The organism is Vibrio sp. ZF 223, assembly GCF_003050585.1.
Classification (GTDB): domain Bacteria; phylum Pseudomonadota; class Gammaproteobacteria; order Enterobacterales; family Vibrionaceae; genus Vibrio; species Vibrio crassostreae.
Window position 1 is genome coordinate 181997 of record NZ_PIGB01000010.1, and the last position, 21608, is coordinate 203604.

Here is a 21608-nt window from a genome sequence, read left to right on the forward strand (position 1 = left end):
CGGTTGTAGTTAAGACGCGGGAATTGCGGCACAATGAAGCTCAACCGACTGAGTGAATAGCTGACCTAAGGTGTTGTCTGGGTCAGCATCGGCAGGCAAAGACATCGCATAGCTCATTTGCTCAGGAGTAGGATTTGGCTCAACGATCTCTAGTTGGCATTGCCTAGCGAGCGAATTAGATAAGGTGACATCATTATTTGAGATCCACGACATATCAACGAAGTAGCTAGGATCAAAAATCAACATGCGAAGGGAGTCGCGTGTGACAGGTTTAGGTTTTGAAAGTGGAAGGTCGAATGTGAGGACCATTTTGGCTTTATCACGTTCGAACTTCGCATGTTCAGCAACCTGATATTTGATTGGTTCTTTACCGTCGTAGAAATAAGTGAAGTAGTGTTCGTACATCATGTTTTCAATTACAGATGCTGCCAAGTCCTTGAACGTCTCCTTTTCTTTCTCTGGAGAAACGTCTTCACCATCCAGCATGTACATGGACGTCATGGCGTCAAAAGACCACTCCATTGACAAGCCGGTGATCATGCCACTTTCTCCCTCGATATGAGTTTTCATTTCGATCCAAGAATGGGGGTGTGCTTGTAGGTTCGGAGCAAAAATCAGTATTGCTAACCAAAATGGTAAACGCTTAATGGAGCGTAGGTGTGTTGAGAAGCGACGTACATATCGTGAAGAGAGGCAGCTGAGTACCTTGGTTAGAATAAATAGCTGTTTCATGAGACATAATAGTTATTTGATGTAATGTTATAATATAACAACTTGTAGTTTGGTTTACATCAAATTTGTGTCATGTTTTGTTTGAGCACTAGACGATAGCACTTCAAACCAGTCAAGCTGTGGAACTGGAACTGTTGATGTTTACCAGACAGGTAAGTATTACCGCAATGCCGACGAGTGACGAAGCAAGTCGAGGTACTATTTTTATGAGCCTCCCATACCCAAACTCATCAAATTACCCTGTTTTAGTGCCATCTCTTTTTGTATTTGTTATGAAACTAAGCTCTAATAATTTTGACGTTTGATGGGGTGTGGTACACGAAAAGAGTAGCCTGAAGTGATGACGATTAAATTAATGCGTGCGACATTTTTATGCTTTCTGTTTTTCTCGAGTGCTATTAAAGCAGATACCAATATACACATATTGAATAACACCGATGAGGAAATTAACTTCCTTATATCTGGTGATGAGCAAGTTATCACTTCAACGGGAATTAACCGTATTAAGCCTTATAGTTACGCTGAGATTGCCAACTTGAGTCGATACAGTGGCATAGAGTATGGCAAAGATTACTACTTTTTTATCTTTTTAGGGTATGAACACCTCACACCGGTTGTAAAGCTAAAAGGGACGGCATGGGGGGCAAACATGTCTTTTACGCTTGTTGACCCGGAAACTACGCATATGGGCGAGCTAGATGATGACCGAGAGATTCACGGGAATTACAAAGGAGATTATCAGTATCATTATAAAGCCGAATATACAGGCGGCTACGATGACATTACGTTCGTTATCAGTGAAGAGCCAACCACTCTGTCATCTAATGAAAATAGCATCAATATTCTGACCTATAACGTTTGGTTGCTCCCTTTTGTGGGAGAGCACATGAACCATCGAGATAGGCGAATCGCTGATGCGGTCAGCAATAACGACGTGGTTTTTATGCAAGAGGTGTTTAGGCGGGAAAATGAAGTACGCTTGAATGCTGCGATGCAAAGCCACTTTCAGTTCGTGAGTAACAAGCTCGATGGCGGCGGTAGCAATACTTATGATGGCGGCGTTATTACCTATAGTAAATACCCTATAGTTGAACAGGCGCAGCACGTTTTTGATAACTGCAAGGGCACAGATTGCGCTGCAGATAAAGGCGTACTTTATACCAAGATAATAAAAGATAGCCGTCCTTATCACTTGTTTAATTTGCACCTTGGTTCATGGAATTCTCGTGAGCACAGGAATATAAGAATGCTTCAGGTCGGGGAAATTCTCGCTTTTGTCGAACAGCTCGATTTACCGCAAGATGAACCCGTGATTTTCGGTGGTGATTTCAATATCGCCAAACATAAGTTTCCCATCGACTTTACTCAAATGCTAAGAATACTGAATTTGCGAGAACCGCCTTTAGAAGGCTCATTAATCTATAGTTATGACCCGCTTGTGAACCAAAACTTATCAAACAGTGATGAATTTGCTCAAGAACGGCTGGATTATCTATTGTATTCAGATAATGGCAGTGTGGTGGCTAGTACCAGCAAGATAGAAGTGTTACGTAGCTTTGATGAGGAAATGTGGGGTGTGTGGGATTTATCTGATCACCTTGCTATGAGTGGCCGCTTTGAAGTGCCTTAGGGTGAGCGGTTCTTATTTATGTCTGACCTTTTGGAAAGTGCTCCGCAATTGCTGGGCACTTTTCATTTGGACAAATCGCATCAGGTTTCTAGAAGAACTTCTTAATCGCTTTTTCAGCACACGCCACATCTAGGTGACCGCCTGGCGCACCATCCACACCAATCGCACCAATCATCGCATTGTTCGCCTGTACTGGAACACCACCGGCTAAGAACAGCAAGTTTTCGTCCATATTCTGAAGGGGTTGCATGATCGGCTTATCGGCAATGAGCTTCATTAGGTTAGCTGATGGTTGTTTCATGCTCGCCACGGTGAACGCTTTTTTGCGTGAGCTATCAAGTGTGTGGATGCCAGCGCCATCAGAACGCAGTTGAGCAATCACATTACCCGACAAATCAACGACAGTCGCAGAAACCTTGTCGCCATCTGCCTCACATTGATTGACCGCTTCATGTGCGAGCTTGAATGCCGCTTGTGACGAGATTTGAGTAAAAGAGACCGTTTGTGTTTCTTCAACTCTTCCGTATAAAGAATGCCCAGCAATAGCGGGGGCATTCTTGTTTCTGGGTAAGGGGCTTTTCCATGACTAGATGCGGGAGGTAAACTAATCTGCGCTAACCATATTGGCTGACTGTTGTTTTTGATCGTACTTATCGATTCAGTAAATCTTATTTTTCACACGATAGTTATTGGCATATGCTAATAATGGGGCGTATTCTGAACTCCTGATCATCAATAACAGGAAGTTACCATGTTATACGCAATACCTTGCCGCGACCTTCATGTCGGCAACCACTTTGCTCGTTCTCCGGAGATAGCTATTGTCGATGAGCAACAACAAATAAAGCAGCTTATTCCTTTGGTTGAGTCGGACAGCCCGTGCAATAAGAAGAAACAATGGATGTCTGTCGTTAAATCTTACGATGTGAAGGCTGTAGTTGTCCGTCACATAGGGAAGAAGATGTTGGCACACTTGTTCAACAACGATATTAGAGTTTTTGCATCGACAGGAAAGGCGGAAGTTGCCTCGCTGGATTTCAGCAATCTGCAAGAAGTCACTGACCTCGATTATGGTCGAGAGCCCAGAAATAGCGGGTGTCGCGAGAAAACGTGCGGTGACAAAGGACACAAGAAAGAAACGTCGATTCACACACCACGGTCGAATAGGTTCAGTGTTATTCGAGGTGTCCGTAAATGACTTTCTTACTCACGCTACTGGGTTTTGTTGGAATCGTCTTTCTGATGGCGATAGGCGTGATTTTTTCACGTAAGCCAATCAAAGGCAGTTGTGGAGGGCTCGCGCAGTTAGACATTGAGCGCGAATGCAATTGCAAGGATGTGTGCGAAGAGCATAGCCGAACGTTGTATCAGATCACTGAGCCATCAAGCTAAGTCTTGGGAATGAGTGGCCTTTGCGTTAAATCATTCCTGGCTAGGACGCGAGTTAAGTGCCTTGAATGACCAAAGCATGGCCGTTGACGATGCATTTGGCGACTTTGGCTCGTGCACGCTTAATGATATTGCCGAACGTTTGGCGAGATACCTGCATTTGCTCGGCGGCTTCAAGCTGGCTCAATCCTTCTTGATCAGCCAAGCGTAAGGCTTCTAACTCTTCTAATAGCAGTTCTTCTTTATGAAGCTCGTCCATAGGAACGCCATTAGGCTTAAAACAAGAGTAAGCCGCACGGGTACATAACTGGCGATGTTTTTTTGGTCGAGCCATATCAATCTCTAGGAATCTAAGGGTAAAAAGGAATAAGGGTAAGTATGAAGGTTTTCATTCCTCACAACCATCGGCACTGCCAAGTATGCAGCCAAGGTTTTTTCGCAGACAGCCCCATTTGTTTTGAAGCCGTTGGCGAACGCGAGACTTTAGTCAATCATAAAGCCTTGGCCAATCATGAAGCTTCAATTAAGAGTGAAGCTTTAGTTAAATATGAAACAAGAGCCAAGATTGTACCAACAGATAAAGTCGAGGGCTACGATGGCATCATGCAGGGCGGTATTGTTACCACATTACACGACAGCGCTATGCTGCATTGTTTGTTCCAAAACAGTATCAATGCGATGACGGTGAGTTTAACGTCTCGTTTTCATCATCCAATAGCCATTGATAAAGAGTTAGAAATTCGCGCTCAATGGGTTAAAAGCAGACGCAATATTCACTTCTTAGAGAGCCAAATCACTCAGAACGGAATCTTGTGTTCGTCAGCACAGAGCCAGTTTATGTCTTAGGTTTAAGCCCAATATTTTGCAGAATAAGTAGGGTTCTCTATAGTTAAAGTCATAACTATTAAAGCTAGGGCAACATTGAATTTGTCATAAACTCTTTTCACTTTTGAGGACGCTAAGGTGTGTTCGTTAGGCGAGCCTTTGCACTCGATTCAATTCATCGCTGCCTTTTTCTGGAGGGCTGCTGATGCAAAAATTCTTCAAATCGATACCTCGATACTGTGCTCTTTCAATTGTTTTACTTTTTCCATTCTTCAGCACTTTTGCTTCGTCTGCTCCGCTTAAAGTTGGTGTTTACCCTTGTCCGCCTTTTGTGATTAGTTCGATGGAAAGTGAATGGAATGGCCTAAGTGTCGAGCTTTGGGAACAGATCGCCAAAGAAATGGACGTTGAATACACGATAGAGAATCACCGTTTGGATGAACTACTCAATGCGATTGAAACCGAGCAAATCGATATCGGAGTCTCTTGTATTTCAATCACCCCAGAGCGTGAGCTGTTTGCTGACTTTTCCCATTCCTTTTACGAAACTCACCTTGCTATCGCAGTGAAGAAACAGGGCTACCTTCATACCTTGCGCGCCATTTTCTTAAACCCTGCATTGTGGGTGATCATTGGTGTTATCGTTTTTATCTCTGGGGTCATTGGCGCATTTTTTTACGTGTTGGAGCACGGTGAGAATGAAAAGCTCTATTCGATGAAAAGCCGTACTGGTCGTTGGTTAGAAAGCTTCATACTTGGCTTACTGTTCATCACTCGAGGCCCATTCAATTACTTTGAGTTCAAAAGCTTAACCGGACGAATTGCCACAGTATTCATTGGTGTATTGAGTATGCTGTTCATCGCCAGTATTACTGCGGTATTAGCCAGCAAGCTCACGCTTAGCCAAGGCTCTTCCCATATTAAAGGCGTTAATGATCTTGCGGATGTTGAAGTAGGGGCAAAAGTCGCGACGACTTCTTCTTTGATGCTCACTAGCTTTGGTATTCGACACAAGAGTTATGTGGATATGCCGAGACTGTTGGCGGCTTTAGAGGAAGGTGAAGTTGAAGCCATCGTAGCCGATGATGTGGTACTCAAATATATGATCGGTAATGGCAGAACAAGTGGACAGTTCGATGATCTAGAGGTGTTACCGTATCAGTTAGAAAAGCAGAATTATGGATTTATCATTACTGAAAATAACTCACACGAAGAAGAGATAAACCGTGCGCTGCTGAAAATTCGTGAGTCGCGTAAGTGGCGTAAAATCTTGGTCGATTATTTTGCGGATCAATAACCGACATCTGCTGCTTACTTCGACGTTTTCTGGGTTCTTTCCGCTACAGTTAGTCTGAACTAGAAGCTTTGTTCTTTTTGAAATATTTGAACGCTGTCCAAACGGCATAAGCCGAAACTCCGACAATCAATGCTGAGCGAAGCAGAATAGGGGCATCATGCTCAAGTTGACTAACGTGCGGCCCAATACTGGCAAATAATCGACTGGTAAAAAGCAGCCCCATTACTAACATAATAACTTTATTCATGTGACCTACCATTCAATCAGATACGTTGCACAGAACAAGTTATGGACGGGTTAGGCTATTAATTCGGCCAAAACTATTCTGCTCGGAAATAAAAGCATGCGCTTCTCAAGCGTCACCGTCAACGCGATATCGGTCTAAAGCCAGTAAGCTAAAATTTCGTTTTTGGAAGTGGATTGTTCTGGCTGGTGCAGTAAGAGCGCGGAACAGGCGAGAGTGTTAAGGTATCTAAAATGTTTCCGACAAAGTATAGGTTTATTAATAACGTCACTAAAATAGCGCGTTGAATGCCGGTAAAGTTATTATCTTTGAGATTTACAACTCATATAGAATTATCAACGTCAAAGATAATATTGCTTAACGAAATCAGGTTATTCGCACCTTACCTTGTCGAGTATATTTTTTCTACTATCGATAAGTCCATGCAGAAATTAAGGTTATGCTCAAGGTAAGTATACTTAATACCGACTTCTCCCGTGTTGAAATCAACGGATTTTGCGACATCTTCTTGAAAGTTATCAATGACTAACTGTAATAAGCAATCCTTGTCTAATACATTCATAAGTTTCCTTAAATATAATATGGTTGCAGATGCATATTAAAGAACAGGTTCCGAATATTATCAAGGAAAGTGAAAGAATATTTTCTCGTATAAATCTCATGTCTTTATAACCCTTAATCATAATAAAAACTAATTACATACCATGTTGTGCTTTGTAATTTATTTATCTTAGAAGCCTTCAATTATTAGCAAAATACAAACCAACTATTGTGAAGGTATAAAGAACTTTTTTCGGTGAATCTGAAAGAGTGATTGGACAAACATATGAGAATAGATGGTTTACTTACAACGGAATATATTTATTTTGACGATATATTAGGGCTTAATTATATAGGTTTATTGGTTTTTGGTTATAAAGTTTGAAGGTCGGGATATTCTTGGATAAATGCGCTATAGCCTTGCTTTTTGTAATGTTTATTGTTCCCGCTTCTATGTTTCATAAGCTAACCTTATCTAACGTCAATGTGAAATTGGTTTCATTTATGCGACTAACGTGCCCTTGGATTTGTTTTGTTAACCTTTGGGTAGATTTGATGTTCGTTTTACTTATGTAGAAATTCTTTTTATCAACGGTTAATGGTTGTTTTTGAAGGAGATAAGGATCAAATTTTTTCTTTTTCAGCGCGTTGTAGCATAGATGAACCGCACAACAAGTTGATTGTTATCTAGTTTAACTAGGGAAATATTTATGACAGAGCAAGAGTATGATTACCCAGAGTCGTACAATCTGATTTCAGTGACAGACCCTTCCAGTAAAATCAAGTATGCAAGCCCCCATTTTAATGAAGTAGCAGGCTACAAAGAAGGAGAGCTCGTAGGTGAGTATCACAATGTGGTTCGCCATAGAGATATGCCTAAAGCCGCATTTAAAGACCTATGGTGCCATATTCAATCAGGGAATAACTGGATGGGTATGGTGAAAAACCAACGGAACGGTGGTGGTTATTATTGGGTTGATGCTTTTGCTTCTCCGTTAAAAGAAGATAACGAGATTGTTGAATATCAGTCGGTTCGGTTTAAGCCAAAAAGAGAATATGTTGAACGAGCAGAGAAAGCTTATGAAACGTTAAATAAGGGAAAAACACCGTTTAAGCTTATGTTACCCAAGACAAGACTTTGGCAACGTCAAACTTTGAGCTCAATATTACTAATCGGGATTGTTTATGCGCTTCAAATTAATCAATTCGTAACACAACTGCAAAGTTTATTAGTGCTATTTTTAGGTGGCTCAATATCAATCTATATTCTTACGCGTCGTTTGGAGGGTATTTGTGAAATTGCAAAAAATGAGTTCAACAACCCTTTAATGGAGCATATTTATTTTGGTAAGGTAGATGATCTCTCCGAAATTGCTTTAGGAATGAAGGTGCGGAAACAATATGCAAAAGCGTTATTAGGCAGAATCCGAATTTCGGTGAGTGATTCATGTGAATTAACCCTAATGCAGGCGAATAAAACGGCTGAATCGAACGCAACGGTGTCTGAAAACCTTGAAAGTCAGAAAACAGAAATTGATATGGCAGCGACAGCTATTAATGAAATGCAGGCGGCTTCAAGCGAAATCTCTCAAAATGCACAAGGTACTCTAGATTCCACCTTTAGCACCCAACAAGAGCTATTATCTTGTCAGAACGAACTAAACCAAGTAGAAGAAAACTTTGTCGAGCTGACTAGTGAATTAGACAATATATCGACAATATCGCTGTCTGTAGAGAGAGAGACGCAGCAAATAAGCTCCGTTATTGAGATGATTAACGCGATTGCAGACCAAACCAACCTGTTAGCCCTCAATGCCGCGATAGAAGCTGCACGAGCGGGCGACTCTGGAAGAGGGTTCTCGGTAGTGGCGGATGAAGTACGAGTGCTAGCTCAAAAAACACAAAAAGCAACAACAGAGATTCAAGCGGTTATTGAAAAGCTATGCACAGGCAGTGGTCAGTCAGTAACGGCCGTTAATAATGGCACAGAAAAAGCGAAACGTACTCAAACAACGATTCAATCGACTCTAGAAAGCCTTACTTTGTTGAGCGAAAAGGTACAGGGAGTGGTTGATAGGAATAACCAAATCGCTGTCGCTATTGAAGAGCAAGTGAATGTATCAGAAGAGATTAACCAGAATATTCTTTCCATCCATAGTAAAGCTGAAGCTTCTCACGACCTCATGGAAGACAGTAAAAAGCAGTATGAGCAAAGTGTACTCAGCTTGAATGAGCTAAGAAAAGGTGTGGCTCGATTTTAAACTCAATAGAGTGAGTGACTCGCTATTTTGACGAGAGGCTAAACTGTGAATTGAGATTTGAACTAGTTTTAGCTTTGGTCGCAAATATAAAACCTTGCAATTGCGAGGTTTTATATTTTTGGTCGGTTGAGCTTACTTGGACGGGGTACCTTAACAGCCAGATCAGATGCCGGGTTAAGTCACTGCGCTAAATTAACTGGCCGGCGCTAGTTCAATTGTTGGTACTACATATGAAGGGGGGCGTAACGGCTCATTTCGTTCTTTAGATCTTGTTCATACTGATCTAGCCACGCATAACGCTCGCGATACAACTTACGCTTTTGACGTTTTAGAGCTTCAAGATCTTTTCTGTTCGGGTTGGTCGGTAGACGATAAAAATAGTCATCATGCACCTGTCCATCGTGTTCTTCCCACAGACTGTCGTATTTAAGGCTGATATCTTTGTTTTTCTTACCGTAGCGCAATGAGTTCGACACATGGCCAGACTCTTTTACCGCATAGATATTGTCGAGACCCAAGTTAATAGCGAGTAATCGTAGTGTTTCTACCATGAAGGATTTAGGTCTTAAACCGTAAAAAGCTTTGGTGAATGTGCGGCTAAATCCATTGTCATTGGCCCCACCCTGAATACCGCCGATGTAGATGTTGTTGTCGAAAACAGTAAATGAAATGGTATACATTTTTTCGAGTTGAGAATTGGTCAATGAAACTGTGAGTTCACCTTCTTTTCTCGCGTTTCTTTCAAAGCTGAGATTAACTAGATAGATGCGGTCATCGATGTCTAGTTTTAGAAGATTGAGTCTTTCATTGTAGATTTGTTGACGTGCTTCTGTTACGAAGGTGTTTTCAAACCAGTCGTAGTGCTTGGACAAGATGTCGATCTTTTCTTTATTGCTAAAGCCAGTACATAGGTAGGGAGTCACAAATTTAGACAAGAAGTTGGGCTGCTTGATAAATAACAACTTTCTCTCTTCAGAGTTGAAGTTATCACTCATTTTTCGAGTGGCTGAATAATAAAACAGAGCTCGAATCGTAAACTTAATTATGGCTTTGTATTTACCCTTATTTTTATGGGTATTGGCTTCAATCCCCATGCGAACGACATTCATAATCACCTCAAAGAAGAAGTATTGTTCGAACACAGTTGTGTTACGAACCCTTCCAATAATCTCACCAATAACAAGAAAATGATGATAGTGAAAAATGCGATTTGGGTATGTATGGGTATGTATGACAATGTAACTAAGCCAGTTACTTAGTGTTCATATTTTGGACGGTTGGGGTCGTGTTTTAGTGGGTAGAAGAGCTAGGAAGCGATGTTTGCTATAGGAACCTGTTTCTAAAAAAAAATGCCACTACAAATCTGAAGTGGCATTAGAACGATAACAAACTATCACTTTGCTTAAACTTAAACTTTAGTTCTTACATAAACTATAGTTCTAACAGTTTGGCCAATTCACGCTCTTCAAGAAGCTCTTCAATGCGTTGACGAGTCTTAGGTGTTTCGGCTTGTGCTTTAGTCGACTTGCCAGCTTTTTTGCTTCGGCTCGTTTTCGCTTTTTCCTTAGTCGTCATCGTAATCTTCCTTGTGTTTTTCTGTGTTACAGGTTGCACGTCTCTTTTAGTGCTTTGCCTGCTTTAAATGCTGGCGTCTTTGATGCTGCAATCTGAATCTCTTCTCCGGTACGCGGGTTGCGACCAGTTCGAGCGGCACGAGAGTTAACTTTAAAGCTACCAAATCCAAGGATCGATACGTCATCACCGTTAGCAAGCGAAGAAGATATACCTTCAACTAGCGCATTGAGCGCTGTGCCAGCTTGGTCTTTTGAGATGTCTGCAGAAGTCGCGATGTGTTCAACTAATTGAGATTTGTTCATAATCTATATTCCTTATTGAGTACGGCTGGCGTCTACCTTTAGCACCTAGCTTATGCGATCTTATCAACGGCAACTGAAATATTGTCAGTGGTTGGGTAGAGCTTTGTAAAGTAACCAACAGGATTGACTATAAAAGCATCTGTCGGTTCAATCAATGCAATTCATTGATTATTATTGGTTTATAGACATGTCGCCCAAATTAACTTGAGAAAAGTCATTCGGATTGTCCGCGAGGTTCATAATCCAAGTCGAAACTGCCATCTGTCATGTTGACAAACGAAAGAGTAAAAACAAAGAAGCCCAGCTTAATTGCTGGGCTTCTTGTTGTGTTGTCAGAGAGATTTGTTAATTCAGAACTATTTAGTAATAAAAATTTGTTCTGTTTCTAGCGAAGTCATAGAGCGAACTTGACGCCAAATGTAGTAGAAAATACCCAACATCATCAACATGCTTGGGATGGCGATTGCTGGGTAGCTGTAAAGTGTCAGCTTGCCAAGTTCTTCATTGAAGGCAGCGGTGCCAGCAGGGCTTGTCACAATCCAAGTCGCTAGGAAGTAGTTCATCGCAGAAGAAAATGCGAAAGTACTCGCGAATAGGTAGTTTGATGTCATTAAGCAACGGTCGAACTGCGCCTGCTTACCGAACTGTCTTAAACGCTCTTCGATAAGAGAGATATTTAACAGAGCTGGTGTGAAGATAACTTTCTGAATAAACGGGTAGCGGGTGAAGGTTGAGCCAAGAACTGCTAAACCAATTAGACCTGGGATTAATGCCTCTTTTAGTGCTAACCAACGAGTGTCTAGCTCAAAGAAACCAATGCCACCTGTTAAAAGTACACTGACAAAGCCAAGCGCTGCTATGAAGTTGAACTTCTTGTTGCGGATCAACTCCATGCCACCGTAAGCAATAGGGAAGGCTAGGGCGACAAGTAATGCTAAGCCTGTTCCGAGATGCTCATCTCCACTGAACTTCATTAAAATGAATGAAGGAAGAAGGACGTTAAATACGACTTCGAAAAGAGGACTCGATTTTTTGTTTTCTGTGCTACTCATAATTTCTAAATACATTATGTTATGGATTTATTCTCAGGGATTGTTGTTTACCTTGCCCAAGATGTAAAGCCTTAAGACACCATGCTGTGTAACGACATGTGACATCAACGACATCTCGTAGCCTATCTCACGTTGAATTCAAGACTTTACGCATTCTAGTTCTGGACGCTTTTAGGTATCCAGACCGAACGAATCAAGCAACGTTTCATAATCAGGCTTGTTTGCCAAACTCTCAATGCTTATACGTGTCAGTACGTCTGCGAACGGAGAAAGGTGTAAGAAATCGATGATGGTGCAGCTGTTCACTTCATCAAACAATTCAGTATGTCGAAACTGAACGTAATCTAAAGCGACATGGAGATACAACGTGGCCAAGTTGTCACTCAGAAGGGATTCTAGTCCTTGTTCTTTGATCTCTTGGTCTAGTCGCTCTAGGGCGGCAACGATACCTTCTTGCCCTCTCTGGATAAGCGCATTGTCACTGTCTGCATAGCGAGTCAATGCCACTGTTCGAAAAGCGATCTCCATTAACGTCTTAGCTGTTCCTAGTGTATGCATGTCATTGGCACTATTTAACATTACTTGGCGGAGCGTTTGAGGCTGATATGTTTCAATTAGGTATTGGCAAATGCATAAGCTTTCTGTCAATGCTGTTCCGTCATCAAGTTCAAGTGCAGGAATTAAACAAAACGGATTGACGCTTTTTAGATTGGCTGGAGAGCTCCATGGATCAACCCAAACAAAAGACAGTGGGGAGCAGCGCGATAGAAGTGCTGTAGCTGCGACTACGCGTGAAAACGGGGAGGTTTCATTTAAGTAGAGTTGCATGATAATCCTTTATTGTATTCGTCAGATGAACCGAAGAAGCTAGCTTAGATCGAGTTCAAGTGTTCAGGCTTAGAGCGAGTCGCGGTTATTAATATACACACCGTAGACAAAATCAAAGCAGCAGTACTAATGCTGAACAAAACGTCGTATGAATCCATATGATTTAAGTAGTACGCCATCAAAAGTCCAACCACACCTTGTGATACAGAAAAAGAGAGTGTCATTCCTGCCCATGCTTTGGTATGCAGTTCATAACCGACAATCTCCAATGTGTAAGTCGACACAAGAGTTACCGTTCCCGGCGTGAAAATACCGACCAGTAATGAAGATATGAGTAGCGCGATGGGGTGGGTGCTAAAAAGCGGGAGTGCGACGCCTAGAGCCTTGAAGCTAAATGCAATACATAGTGACTTCTTAAGCCCTAGCTTGTCTCCCAACATGCCCGTAATCAATGGTCCAATGGCAGCACCAATACCAAAGGTTGCCCAGAATAAACCACCGCTAGTGAACGACATCCCCAGTTCTCGTACGATGTAATCAACCCAAAACAAGGTGTGTGGTAGGTAGCCGATAGCATCGAAGGTATAAGCCACAAGAATAAGCGTTACGCTGATTAACTTAGGCCTTGATAGCTGTGAGAAGGAAGATTTTATATAAGGCGCTTTTGACTTATTATCTTGGGTTTGCCAAGCATTCCAGGTGAGTATAGTGGTGGCCAACGCGATGACTCCCATGCCAATCCAAGCCGAAACCACACTAAAAAAAATGAGCACAGGAATTAGGGTGCCAGATAACATTGCACCAAGCCCAATACCTGAAAATACAACACCGCTGACACGAGCTTTCACATCTGGGTTAAATTTTCGGACAATCACTGGTGGAGCGACAACCATGAGTATCGCCCCCGTAACTCCAGCCAAAGTTCGCCAAACATAAAACCATGCTAAGGGCGCATCCTGTAGCGCACAGCCCAAGTAGCTAAAGCTGCTCACCAACATAGCGAAACGAATCAACTGCCCAGCACCAAAGTAACGCAGCAGTATGTTGGTAGCAGGTGCACCTAAGATGTACCCAAGAAGGGTCGCGACACCAAGATAAGATGCATCACTTTCGCTAAACCAACCACTTTGAATGAGCGCCGGCATTAATGCTATATAGGCAAACCTACCGATCCCGTTGCCTATCAACGTCGCTCCCATTCCTGCAAGGCTATCTCGATTAATGATGTGTGTATTCAGCATAAAAAGGGCTCTTTCGGATTTAACTAGATGCTCTGGCAATAGGAAAAAATTTTGTTCGATTTTGCATATTGACATCATTCACCATCAATATCACTAGGCGCTTAGTCATATAATTTGCTCATTTAAAACCGGTTTGAGATAGGTAAATAGCGAGTGTGTTTAAACACTTAGGTAGATGTGTTGTTCTGCCGAGGATAAGGCAATAAGCGATTGTTTTAATCACAGTAGAATTGAGTGATTAATGGTTAGACTAAAGTTGGATCTAAATGAACGTAAATGATTAGGTATTTAGAAAAGTTTGATGTTCTGTGGGCTCTAACTCACATTCACCGCTCTTAAACGATGGATGAATGTGAAATGAGGTGGGTTTAAAGAAGAGGTATAACTCCTTTACTGGTCGAAAAGTAGGTTAAAGCTTAAAGGGATTTTGTCGGAAATCGCTAGTCCCCCCACGGTTGCCGAAAGTTTGTTTAGATTCTCTGTCGATATTCCAAAATCAGCGCCATTGACGACGATTGTCGAGGCAGAGCTAACCATGACAAATCCTGACGATGGAACCACCATAACTGGGAAGTCGATCGTTTTTGTTACGCCGTGTAAGGTAACTTCCGCCGCTACGGTTGTTCTTTTTGGGTCGCCGGATAGCATTGACGATTCGACTTTTCCAGAGACCTTCACTTCAGGGAAAGTCATCGATTCAAAGTAGAGCTCATTTAGCCTCTGATCGCGAATAGCGACACCAGTGCTAACGCTTTTCAAGTCCAATACTATTGAAAACTGCCCCTCTTCGGTAAGCCCTCCAGACATGGGTTTGATGGATGCGGGCTCTACAACAAACTGCTTTTTAATGGTAGCGAATGTGATGTTCGATAACTTTGGATCTAACGTGTAGCCTGTTTCTGAAAAAGAGGGCGCAGAAATAAGGGTACAAAACAGACCGAGTGCAGATATTAGCGTTTTCATAAGTGGTTACCATATAGATGAGTTTCTTTGGTAAGTGTAGATAGAAGCTTAGATCAGTATCTTAAGAATTACCCAAAGCTAGAAAGGCAGCTCCACATAATTGGAACCATGATCGGTTAACTTACTTGTGTATTTTTGGTTATGTTATAACATAACTCAATTCGTTCTTGCTGCGAATAACGATTGTAGCAGTAAGAGTGAAGCGATAAGCATGTATCAAGGAGAAGACGTAATGAATGCCGTGTTAACGAAGCCTTTGGCAACCAATAGTAATCAGCCACTTAACATTAGTTCGGCTGTGAGTATCAAAGATCAGGTGAGTCACAAACTATGCGTTAGTGCTTCGGAGCAGCCCACGGTATTAGCCGATATTTACAAAAGTGATATCAACATCGCGATTTGGCAGCGTAAGTTTGATGCTGATTTAATAGGTGACATTGATGAGTTTATCGCGTCGAATCCAAATTTTAGTAAGTCTGTTAGCGTGTCACCGGGCAACGCCTACGATAAGTTGGAATTTGCAACGGACGGAACGGCCTCTAAAGCGCTATTAGAAAACATGGCAGAGCTGGTGGATATGTTCTGTTGTTTGTTTGAGCTTGAAGAAGTAGGGCTGCGTTTGGCGGTGTTGAATAAGGCAATGTGTCCTCGCTTTCATTTCGACCAAGTGCCTTGCCGCTTAGTAACCACTTATCACGGTGTCGCGACTCAATGGCTACAGAACGACTCGGTCGATCGTTCAAAGTTAGGTCGTGGAAGCAACGGACAGCCAGACTCTGCTTCTGGCTTGTACAACCATGAATCTGATATTCAACAAATGGTGAGTGGTGACGTAGCGCTATTGAAAGGTGAGCGCTGGAGTGGCAACGAAAATGCAGGTCTTGTGCATCGTTCACCAGTCACTTCATCTAATGAGACACGATTGCTATTAACGTTGGACTTTGGTTGATCAACTTTTGACTATTTTGTCTGCGACCTGTTTTTTTCAGACGTTCTACACATTTAAATATCTTCCTAGTGGGGTAACGGCCTAGCGTGAGCTGTGCCGTTATTACTGCCAAACAAAGACACCCATCAGCTGACCTTGTTTAGCACATTAATTCAAAATTTAGAGTTTACCATTCTCTAAATCAATGGGTTACGATGCGTGCACTTACTCACATATATCAATATTTCAGTTCCTCATCGGTTTCTTAATTTATTTTAAAGCGTAAAATATATCCCGCTTGCAAACCGCTTTGGCAACCAATTTGTTCGCCACGGTTTTTTACTTCCAAATTATAGGTTTCCTATGTTCAAGAAACTCTCGCTTAAAAATAAACTGGCGATCTCAGCCAGTATGGCCATTATCCTGGGGGGGATTTTGGTCGAGGCATTGTCTTTTCGTGCTTCACTGCAAAGGTTGGATACTGAAGTTGAGCAGCGCTTAGAGGGCGCATCGGCTTCTTACAATCAATATGTATCGGATTGGATCTTATCCAAAGAGCGTGCGCTTACTTCTCTTTCGAAAGAATCCAAACAAGAAAGCTTGGTGACTCACCTAAAACAGGTTCGTGATTCTGCGTCTTTTGATAATGTCTTCTTAGCGTTTCCTGACGGTTCGCAAAAGAATGCGAATGGAGTGGTACTGCCGCCGGGTAATGATGACCCACGTTTATGGGGTTGGTACACCAATGCGGTTGCAAACCCAAACAAGGTGTTCATGGATAACCCAACCGTTGCTGCTGCAACTGGGGCGAATGTTGTGTCACTGGGTACTGCCATGCAATTACATGGTCAACAGGTTGTGTTGGGTGCGGATGTTGAAATTACCGACATTCTTAATAGCCTAGAGCAAGTGATTCTTCCAGGTGAAGGTTACATGTTCATCGCGACTAATAAAGGCACGGTTTATACGCACCCTGATACCAAGCTATTGAATAAGAACATCAGCTCACTTGGGTTAGATTTTACGGATGTACAAAAGGCATTAGCTAGTGGTAAAGATACTTCGATCGACTTAAACGGCAGCGATTATGTTCTGTATGCGCGTGCGATTGATGGAACGAGCCTAATTACTGTGAGCGTTGTTAACCATGACTCTTTGGTAGCACCGTTATTTGATGCCGTGATTGGTCAAGTGTTGGTGACTTTGCTGGTTGTCATCGTATGTACTGTGTTGTTCAACCTACTGTGTACGATTCTATTCCGTCCGCTTAATCATGTATCTCAAGCATTGGCGCAAATCGCGAATGGTAGTGGTGATCTAACTCAACGTATTCATGTTGATAATCAGGATGAAGTGGGTGAGCTTGCTCAGAACTTCAATACCTTTGTTGGTAGCTTACAGCAGTTGATAGGTCATATCCGCGGACAATCAGAGCAGCTCAACAGTCAGTCAGAGCAAAGTGCTCAGCGTGCGAACCGCTCTGTGGATGAGCTAAACCACCAGCAGCAAGAAATCACGATGGTGGCGACGGCGGTAACTGAAATGGCCTGTGCAACTCAAGAGATTGCATCACATGCCGAGCAAACAGCGAAAGCTGCACAAGACTCAGCGACAAGCACTAACAGTGGTCACGCTCTGGTTGTCGACACTAAAGGCTCAATCAATAACTTGGCCAATGAAGTGAACGAAGCGGGCAACGTGATCAGCGAGCTAAACAAGCACGCTCAAGAGATCTCAACAGTATTAGCGACAATCCAAGGCATTGCAGAGCAAACTAACTTACTTGCTTTGAATGCAGCGATTGAAGCTGCCCGTGCTGGTGAACAAGGTCGTGGTTTTGCTGTGGTAGCTGACGAAGTACGTGTGCTTTCTCAGCGCACTCACTCTTCAACGGAAGAGATCAAATCAACGATTGATATTCTGCAGCGTACGACGACCCAAGCCGTTGAGCTTATGGAGAGCAGTTCTAAACTGGCAATACATTCCGTAGAAGATGCAGACAGAGCTTCGCATGCGCTTGAAGAGATCAATACTGCAGTTGCTTTGATCAGTGATATGGCGACTCAAATCGCGACTGCCGCTGAAGAGCAAACGCACGTGACGGGTGAAATTACCCAAAACATTACGACCATTAAAGATGTCACTGACCACTTAGTTGTGGGCGCGCAGGACAGCTTAACTGAGTCGAACGAACTTAAGAGCCAAGCCGCTGGTTTAAGTGACAAAGTGGCGACTTTTAAGCTTGCTTAACGGTTTCATTCGCTGATGCCTGATCAGTGAGTAATCGGTAAGCAATAAGCCAAAGCGACGTAGATTACGTCGCTTTTTTTGTGGCGATTGTTAGATGGTAGAACAAGATAAGTCACTGAATTAATCGAGTAGATGATGGCACATCAGTTCAATAAAACTGACTGGCGATTCAAGCATTGGGGTATGCGACACGCCTTCAAGCTCAATCAAGTCAAATATTAATGTCGATGGTGGGTTTATCGCGAAAGCCGCTGCGATCCGCGGGCTTGGTTTTGTTGCTTTACCAAGAGAGTTTTGTCGTGAGGAAATAGAGCGGGGCACATTGGTTGAACAGTACTTAGATGACCAATTAGCGCCCCTGACGATATATATTCATTACCGTTCGATGAGTTATCACACACATCTAACTAAGCTGTTAGTCAGCTTCATACGTGAACGAGCAAAGTGATCGAGTTATTCCGCTTCTGAAAACTCTCTAAGCGCGCTCATTGCTTCGTCTGCTTTGTTTTTCTGAACGAAGATATGGTCATGGTAATAGCCAGCAATCACGTTGGCGCTAATACCGTATGAACCAAGCTTTGTGGCGAAAGCAGCGGTTAACCCAACCGCATCAAGGCTTGAGTGTACAGACAAAGTAATCAAGCTAAACACACCATCGAAACTTAACTGCGCTTGAGTCGCCACTTCTTCTGTTAGTACTAAAGTTAACCCTTCTTTTTCTCGAAAGGTCGCCATCGGATTGAGGTGGACATAGTCGGCTAATTCTCCCTCTACCGTACAGAAGACATAGTTGCCTTCAATGAGTTCTGGTGACATGGACTTTAGCAGAATGTTTAAATCGGTAATGGCGGTCATCGTCTTTTTCCCTGCGTAATCGCGTTTGTTTATGGTGTTGGATAGTGCAGTCAAGATAGAGGTAAGCTGTCGGCGAGTACAATTAATAATATTTATTCACTATAAGCACGACTAATCGCCCGTAATTTTAATTCTGTATTTTCCGGTTTTTGCAGCGTTTTGGTGTGTTATGTGTCAATAGTGAAGATCATTCCGCTTCCATACACCATTTTTATCTATGCATTCAACTTTTATTGAAATTAGAGCTTTTGATCAAATTATATAAATTGCGCTTGCATAAGCTTTTCAAAATAATTTGTCCCAACTCGAAGTTCCTAGTGAGATGAATATAAATTAATAAGCAACCTCATTGGTATTGTCTTAGGTTGAATTTGTAACACTGTTGCTTCACGTATTGAGCGTATAACGCTAGCTGTCTGCATTTTCGTGTTTGTCGTAGGTAACAACCAACAAACCTAAAATATCAAGGAACAAGCTATGTTAAAGAAAGTATTAAGTTGTTGTATTGCAGCCACATTTGGTATTTATTCCGCATCAAGTCTGGCTCAAAGTTCTGTTATAAATTCGACTGAAAACTCACAACAACCTATTGCTCCACTGGTGTTGGCTTCATCAGATGATGCGATCACTGATCGCTATATTGTTGTATTGAAACAACCGCAGATGCTAATGAATGACGCGGCTGGATTACAGCAGTTTACTCAACAAACGGTAGGCCAAATGGCCAATTCGTTTTCAATCAAAACAGACGATGTTTTTGATAGTTCCATTATTGGCTTTGTGGCAAATCTAGACGCACTTCAATTAAAGCAACTCAGACGTGATTCTCGCGTTGAATATATAGAACAAGACCAAATACTCAGTATCGATCCTGTTGTTTCAAATGAAGCTGTTCAAAGTAACGCGATTTGGGGGCTGGACCGAATAGATCAGAGAAGCCTTCCTTTGGACCGAAACTATAATGCCAATTTTGATGGCTCTGGCGTAACGGCTTACGTGATTGATACGGGCGTTAATAACAATCATGAGGAATTCGGCGGTCGCTCGGTTTCTGGCTATGATTTCGTGGATAACGATGCTGATTCGAGTGACTGTAATGGGCATGGTACCCACGTTGCAGGAACGATTGGCGGCAGCCAGTACGGTGTGGCTAAAAACGTTAACATTGTTGGGGTAAGAGTACTCAGCTGTTCGGGTTCAGGAACCACATCTGGCGTGATATCTGGCGTGGATTGGGTAGCGCAAAATGCATCAGGGCCTTCAGTCGCCAATATGAGTTTAGGTGGCGGTCGATCAACTGCATTGGATAGCGCGGTGCAAGGTGCAATTCAATCCGGAGTGAGCTTTATGTTGGCAGCGGGTAACTCAAATGCCGATGCGTGTAATACATCCCCGGCTCGTGTAACAAGTGGTGTGACGGTGGGCTCAACAACCAGCTCTGATTCGCGTTCAAGTTTCTCGAACTGGGGCAGTTGTGTTGACCTATTCGCACCTGGGTCTCAAATTAAGTCAGCTTGGTATGATGGCGGCTATAAAACGATTAGCGGAACTTCCATGGCAACGCCACATGTTGCCGGCGTTGCTGCCTTGTACTTACAAGAAAACAACGGCTTAACACCGCTTCAACTCGCAGGGTTACTGAACTCAAGAGCCTCGGAGAATAAGGTTTCTGACACAAGAGGAACCACCAATAAACTGCTGTATAGTTTGACTGATAGTGGTTGTGAACCGGATTGCGGAGGTCCAACACCAGGACCAGATCCAGATGGAAAACTAGTTTCTGGCGTGCCGGTTAATGGACTGAGTGGCAGCCGAGGACAAAAGGACTACTTCTACATGGACTTAGAACAGGGCCAACAGCTGACAGTGGTCACCATTGGTGGCACAGGCGATGCGGATCTGTATCTTCGTTTCGGGGATAAACCAACGCTTAGTACGTGGGACTGCCGACCTTACCGATCGGGCAACAGCGAGACTTGTACGGTGAATGTCACCCAAAGCGGCAGATACCACGTTATGTTGAATGCATACTCGGCTTACAGTGGTTTGACGCTTCAAGCAAACTTTTAAATTTAGGTTTGAACAATGGTTTCAAAAAGTTACTCACTAGTTTAGTCGGTTCAAAAGACTGATAGCCAAAGCCCACCTTGTGAACTGACCCCCAATAGTTGGACACCAATTATTGGGGGTCTTTTTATGTCCAAATATAGCCGAGAGCTAAAATGTATCATTGCTAAGCAATACTTAGATGGCACGTCATCTCTCTACTTAGCAAAACAATATTCAATTTCTTCAAGACAGATACGGTATTGGGCTCAAGTTTTTGCCATCCATGGCACTGATTCATTTTTACCAACTAAGCATGCTGCTACTGCTCAGACAAAACGAAAAGCATTGAATTTAATGTGGACGAATGAATGGTCTCTCACGCACACTAGCGCAGTATTAAACCTCTCATCCCCTGGGATACTCTCTGTCTGGCTCAAACGATTTAATGAGCTCGGTATCAAGGGGCTCAAAATGCGCCAGAAAGGAAGACCTTCAATGAAACAGCACCCTCAACGTACCACTAAGCCTGATAATGAAATGACACTTGAGGAACTAAAAGAGGAGTTGGTCTACTTACGAACTGAGAATGCCGTTCTAAAAAAGTTGGAAGAGTTAGAGCAGGAAAAAAACCGTCGAACAAAGAAAAA

21 protein-coding genes and 2 pseudogenes are annotated in these 21608 nt (G+C 42.7%); 11 read left to right on the forward strand and 12 right to left on the reverse strand.

From position 1 onward, the window contains the following. Window positions 1-9: 9 nt before the first annotated feature. Window positions 10-732, reverse strand: a complete 723-nt coding sequence (locus CWO13_RS18375; protein WP_133146455.1) for a DUF1007 family protein — start codon at window positions 730-732, stop codon at window positions 10-12. A 340-nt stretch (window positions 733-1072) separates the two neighbouring features. Here CWO13_RS18375 and CWO13_RS18380 point away from each other — a divergent pair, with 340 nt between their 5' ends. Further along, window positions 1073-2362: a sphingomyelin phosphodiesterase gene (locus tag CWO13_RS18380; protein ID WP_107899422.1), complete on the forward strand. Its 1290-nt coding sequence runs from the start codon at window positions 1073-1075 to the stop codon at window positions 2360-2362. Window positions 2363-2450: 88 nt separating this feature from the next. Here the strand turns inward: CWO13_RS18380 and CWO13_RS18385 are convergent. Further along, window positions 2451-2873, reverse strand: a pseudogene (locus CWO13_RS18385) (GlcG/HbpS family heme-binding protein); the annotation flags it as partial. A gap of 240 nt (window positions 2874-3113) precedes the next feature. Here CWO13_RS18385 and CWO13_RS18390 point away from each other — a divergent pair. Both CWO13_RS18390 and nqrM read left to right on the forward strand, forming a co-directional pair. Then, on the forward strand, window positions 3114-3560 hold the full coding sequence (locus CWO13_RS18390) for a NifB/NifX family molybdenum-iron cluster-binding protein (protein WP_102431412.1): 447 nt from the start codon (window positions 3114-3116) through the stop codon (window positions 3558-3560). After that, window positions 3557-3754: a (Na+)-NQR maturation NqrM gene (gene nqrM / locus CWO13_RS18395; protein WP_017109749.1), complete on the forward strand. Its 198-nt coding sequence runs from the start codon at window positions 3557-3559 to the stop codon at window positions 3752-3754. The genes CWO13_RS18390 and nqrM overlap by 4 nt, the downstream gene beginning before the upstream one ends. Before the next feature lie 52 nt (window positions 3755-3806). Here the strand turns inward: nqrM and CWO13_RS18400 are convergent, their stop codons facing one another. Continuing rightward, a complete protein-coding gene (locus CWO13_RS18400; RefSeq protein ID WP_102431413.1) occupies window positions 3807-4085 on the reverse strand; it encodes a DUF134 domain-containing protein in 279 nt (92 codons plus the stop codon). 44 nt (window positions 4086-4129) lie between these two features. Between CWO13_RS18400 and CWO13_RS18405 the strand changes: the two genes are divergently transcribed. Further along, window positions 4130-4597 carry a PaaI family thioesterase gene (locus CWO13_RS18405; protein WP_108083347.1) on the forward strand — a complete coding sequence of 156 codons (468 nt, stop codon included), beginning with the start codon at window positions 4130-4132 and terminating at the stop codon, window positions 4595-4597. A 184-nt stretch (window positions 4598-4781) separates the two neighbouring features. Next, window positions 4782-5873, forward strand: coding sequence for a transporter substrate-binding domain-containing protein (locus tag CWO13_RS18410; protein ID WP_102479453.1), 1092 nt, complete (start codon window positions 4782-4784; stop codon window positions 5871-5873). Window positions 5874-5922: 49 nt separating this feature from the next. Here CWO13_RS18410 and CWO13_RS18415 read toward each other — a convergent pair whose 3' ends face one another. Next, window positions 5923-6120, reverse strand: coding sequence for a hypothetical protein (locus CWO13_RS18415; RefSeq protein WP_017106023.1), 198 nt, complete (start codon window positions 6118-6120; stop codon window positions 5923-5925). Window positions 6121-7367: 1247 nt separating this feature from the next. Between CWO13_RS18415 and CWO13_RS18425 the strand changes: the two genes are divergently transcribed. After that, complete coding sequence (locus CWO13_RS18425) at window positions 7368-8918, forward strand: methyl-accepting chemotaxis protein (RefSeq protein WP_107899418.1); 1551 nt, start codon at window positions 7368-7370, stop codon at window positions 8916-8918. A 224-nt stretch (window positions 8919-9142) separates the two neighbouring features. Here the strand turns inward: CWO13_RS18425 and CWO13_RS18430 are convergent, their stop codons facing one another. The 7 genes from CWO13_RS18430 to CWO13_RS18455 form a co-directional block, all read right to left on the reverse strand. Further along, window positions 9143-10027 (reverse strand): VirK/YbjX family protein, encoded by an 885-nt coding sequence (locus CWO13_RS18430; protein WP_136975649.1) that lies wholly within the window; start codon window positions 10025-10027, stop codon window positions 9143-9145. A 322-nt stretch (window positions 10028-10349) separates the two neighbouring features. Next, on the reverse strand, window positions 10350-10493 hold the full coding sequence (locus CWO13_RS23515; RefSeq protein WP_017059112.1) for a hypothetical protein: 144 nt from the start codon (window positions 10491-10493) through the stop codon (window positions 10350-10352). 26 nt (window positions 10494-10519) lie between these two features. Further along, entirely contained in the window at window positions 10520-10795 is a 276-nt protein-coding gene (locus tag CWO13_RS18435) for an HU family DNA-binding protein (RefSeq protein WP_048658484.1), read from the reverse strand. A 356-nt stretch (window positions 10796-11151) separates the two neighbouring features. After that, entirely contained in the window at window positions 11152-11847 is a 696-nt protein-coding gene (locus CWO13_RS18440) for a VC0807 family protein (RefSeq protein WP_102431775.1), read from the reverse strand. A 171-nt stretch (window positions 11848-12018) separates the two neighbouring features. After that, on the reverse strand, window positions 12019-12675 hold the full coding sequence (locus CWO13_RS18445) for a glutathione S-transferase family protein (RefSeq protein ID WP_102431753.1): 657 nt from the start codon (window positions 12673-12675) through the stop codon (window positions 12019-12021). Between the two features lie 44 nt (window positions 12676-12719). Then, a complete protein-coding gene (locus CWO13_RS18450; protein WP_108083348.1) occupies window positions 12720-13916 on the reverse strand; it encodes a YbfB/YjiJ family MFS transporter in 1197 nt (398 codons plus the stop codon). 390 nt (window positions 13917-14306) lie between these two features. Further along, entirely contained in the window at window positions 14307-14879 is a 573-nt protein-coding gene (locus tag CWO13_RS18455) for a YceI family protein (RefSeq protein WP_108083349.1), read from the reverse strand. 232 nt (window positions 14880-15111) lie between these two features. Between CWO13_RS18455 and CWO13_RS18460 the strand changes: the two genes are divergently transcribed. The 3 genes and pseudogenes from CWO13_RS18460 to CWO13_RS18475 all read left to right on the forward strand — a co-directional run. After that, window positions 15112-15828: a DUF1826 domain-containing protein gene (locus tag CWO13_RS18460; protein ID WP_107899413.1), complete on the forward strand. Its 717-nt coding sequence runs from the start codon at window positions 15112-15114 to the stop codon at window positions 15826-15828. A 342-nt stretch (window positions 15829-16170) separates the two neighbouring features. After that, a complete protein-coding gene (locus CWO13_RS18465) occupies window positions 16171-18057 on the forward strand; it encodes a methyl-accepting chemotaxis protein (RefSeq protein ID WP_102431755.1) in 1887 nt (628 codons plus the stop codon). A gap of 202 nt (window positions 18058-18259) precedes the next feature. Beyond that, window positions 18260-18505: pseudogene (locus tag CWO13_RS18475) on the forward strand (LysR substrate-binding domain-containing protein); the annotation flags it as partial. 5 nt (window positions 18506-18510) lie between these two features. On the opposite strand, the gene CWO13_RS18480 reads toward CWO13_RS18475, so the two are convergent. Then, on the reverse strand, window positions 18511-18912 hold the full coding sequence (locus CWO13_RS18480; RefSeq protein WP_108083350.1) for an ACT domain-containing protein: 402 nt from the start codon (window positions 18910-18912) through the stop codon (window positions 18511-18513). A gap of 477 nt (window positions 18913-19389) precedes the next feature. Here CWO13_RS18480 and CWO13_RS18485 point away from each other — a divergent pair, with 477 nt between their 5' ends. Together CWO13_RS18485 and CWO13_RS18490 are read left to right on the forward strand one after the other, a co-directional pair. After that, window positions 19390-20982: a S8 family peptidase gene (locus CWO13_RS18485; RefSeq protein ID WP_108083351.1), complete on the forward strand. Its 1593-nt coding sequence runs from the start codon at window positions 19390-19392 to the stop codon at window positions 20980-20982. A gap of 126 nt (window positions 20983-21108) precedes the next feature. Further along, window positions 21109-21608: helix-turn-helix domain-containing protein (locus tag CWO13_RS18490; protein ID WP_108083352.1), on the forward strand; the 500-nt coding region annotated here is incomplete at its 3' end.

What these genes read in the sequence shown, in the direction of transcription:
- CWO13_RS18375 (WP_133146455.1), bottom strand. Translation starts at nt 732, where the DNA reads ATGAAACAGCTATTTATTCTAACCAAGGTACTCAGCTGCCTCTCTTCA.
- CWO13_RS18380 (WP_107899422.1), top strand. Translation starts at nt 1,073, where the DNA reads ATGACGATTAAATTAATGCGTGCGACATTTTTATGCTTTCTGTTTTTC.
- CWO13_RS18390 (WP_102431412.1), top strand. Translation starts at nt 3,114, where the DNA reads ATGTTATACGCAATACCTTGCCGCGACCTTCATGTCGGCAACCACTTT.
- nqrM (WP_017109749.1), top strand. Translation starts at nt 3,557, where the DNA reads ATGACTTTCTTACTCACGCTACTGGGTTTTGTTGGAATCGTCTTTCTG.
- CWO13_RS18400 (WP_102431413.1), bottom strand. Translation starts at nt 4,085, where the DNA reads ATGGCTCGACCAAAAAAACATCGCCAGTTATGTACCCGTGCGGCTTAC.
- CWO13_RS18405 (WP_108083347.1), top strand. Translation starts at nt 4,130, where the DNA reads ATGAAGGTTTTCATTCCTCACAACCATCGGCACTGCCAAGTATGCAGC.
- CWO13_RS18410 (WP_102479453.1), top strand. Translation starts at nt 4,782, where the DNA reads ATGCAAAAATTCTTCAAATCGATACCTCGATACTGTGCTCTTTCAATT.
- CWO13_RS18415 (WP_017106023.1), bottom strand. Translation starts at nt 6,120, where the DNA reads ATGAATAAAGTTATTATGTTAGTAATGGGGCTGCTTTTTACCAGTCGA.
- CWO13_RS18425 (WP_107899418.1), top strand. Translation starts at nt 7,368, where the DNA reads ATGACAGAGCAAGAGTATGATTACCCAGAGTCGTACAATCTGATTTCA.
- CWO13_RS18430 (WP_136975649.1), bottom strand. Translation starts at nt 10,027, where the DNA reads ATGAATGTCGTTCGCATGGGGATTGAAGCCAATACCCATAAAAATAAG.
- CWO13_RS23515 (WP_017059112.1), bottom strand. Translation starts at nt 10,493, where the DNA reads ATGACGACTAAGGAAAAAGCGAAAACGAGCCGAAGCAAAAAAGCTGGC.
- CWO13_RS18435 (WP_048658484.1), bottom strand. Translation starts at nt 10,795, where the DNA reads ATGAACAAATCTCAATTAGTTGAACACATCGCGACTTCTGCAGACATC.
- CWO13_RS18440 (WP_102431775.1), bottom strand. Translation starts at nt 11,847, where the DNA reads ATGAGTAGCACAGAAAACAAAAAATCGAGTCCTCTTTTCGAAGTCGTA.
- CWO13_RS18445 (WP_102431753.1), bottom strand. Translation starts at nt 12,675, where the DNA reads ATGCAACTCTACTTAAATGAAACCTCCCCGTTTTCACGCGTAGTCGCA.
- CWO13_RS18450 (WP_108083348.1), bottom strand. Translation starts at nt 13,916, where the DNA reads ATGCTGAATACACACATCATTAATCGAGATAGCCTTGCAGGAATGGGA.
- CWO13_RS18455 (WP_108083349.1), bottom strand. Translation starts at nt 14,879, where the DNA reads ATGAAAACGCTAATATCTGCACTCGGTCTGTTTTGTACCCTTATTTCT.
- CWO13_RS18460 (WP_107899413.1), top strand. Translation starts at nt 15,112, where the DNA reads ATGAATGCCGTGTTAACGAAGCCTTTGGCAACCAATAGTAATCAGCCA.
- CWO13_RS18465 (WP_102431755.1), top strand. Translation starts at nt 16,171, where the DNA reads ATGTTCAAGAAACTCTCGCTTAAAAATAAACTGGCGATCTCAGCCAGT.
- CWO13_RS18480 (WP_108083350.1), bottom strand. Translation starts at nt 18,912, where the DNA reads ATGACCGCCATTACCGATTTAAACATTCTGCTAAAGTCCATGTCACCA.
- CWO13_RS18485 (WP_108083351.1), top strand. Translation starts at nt 19,390, where the DNA reads ATGTTAAAGAAAGTATTAAGTTGTTGTATTGCAGCCACATTTGGTATT.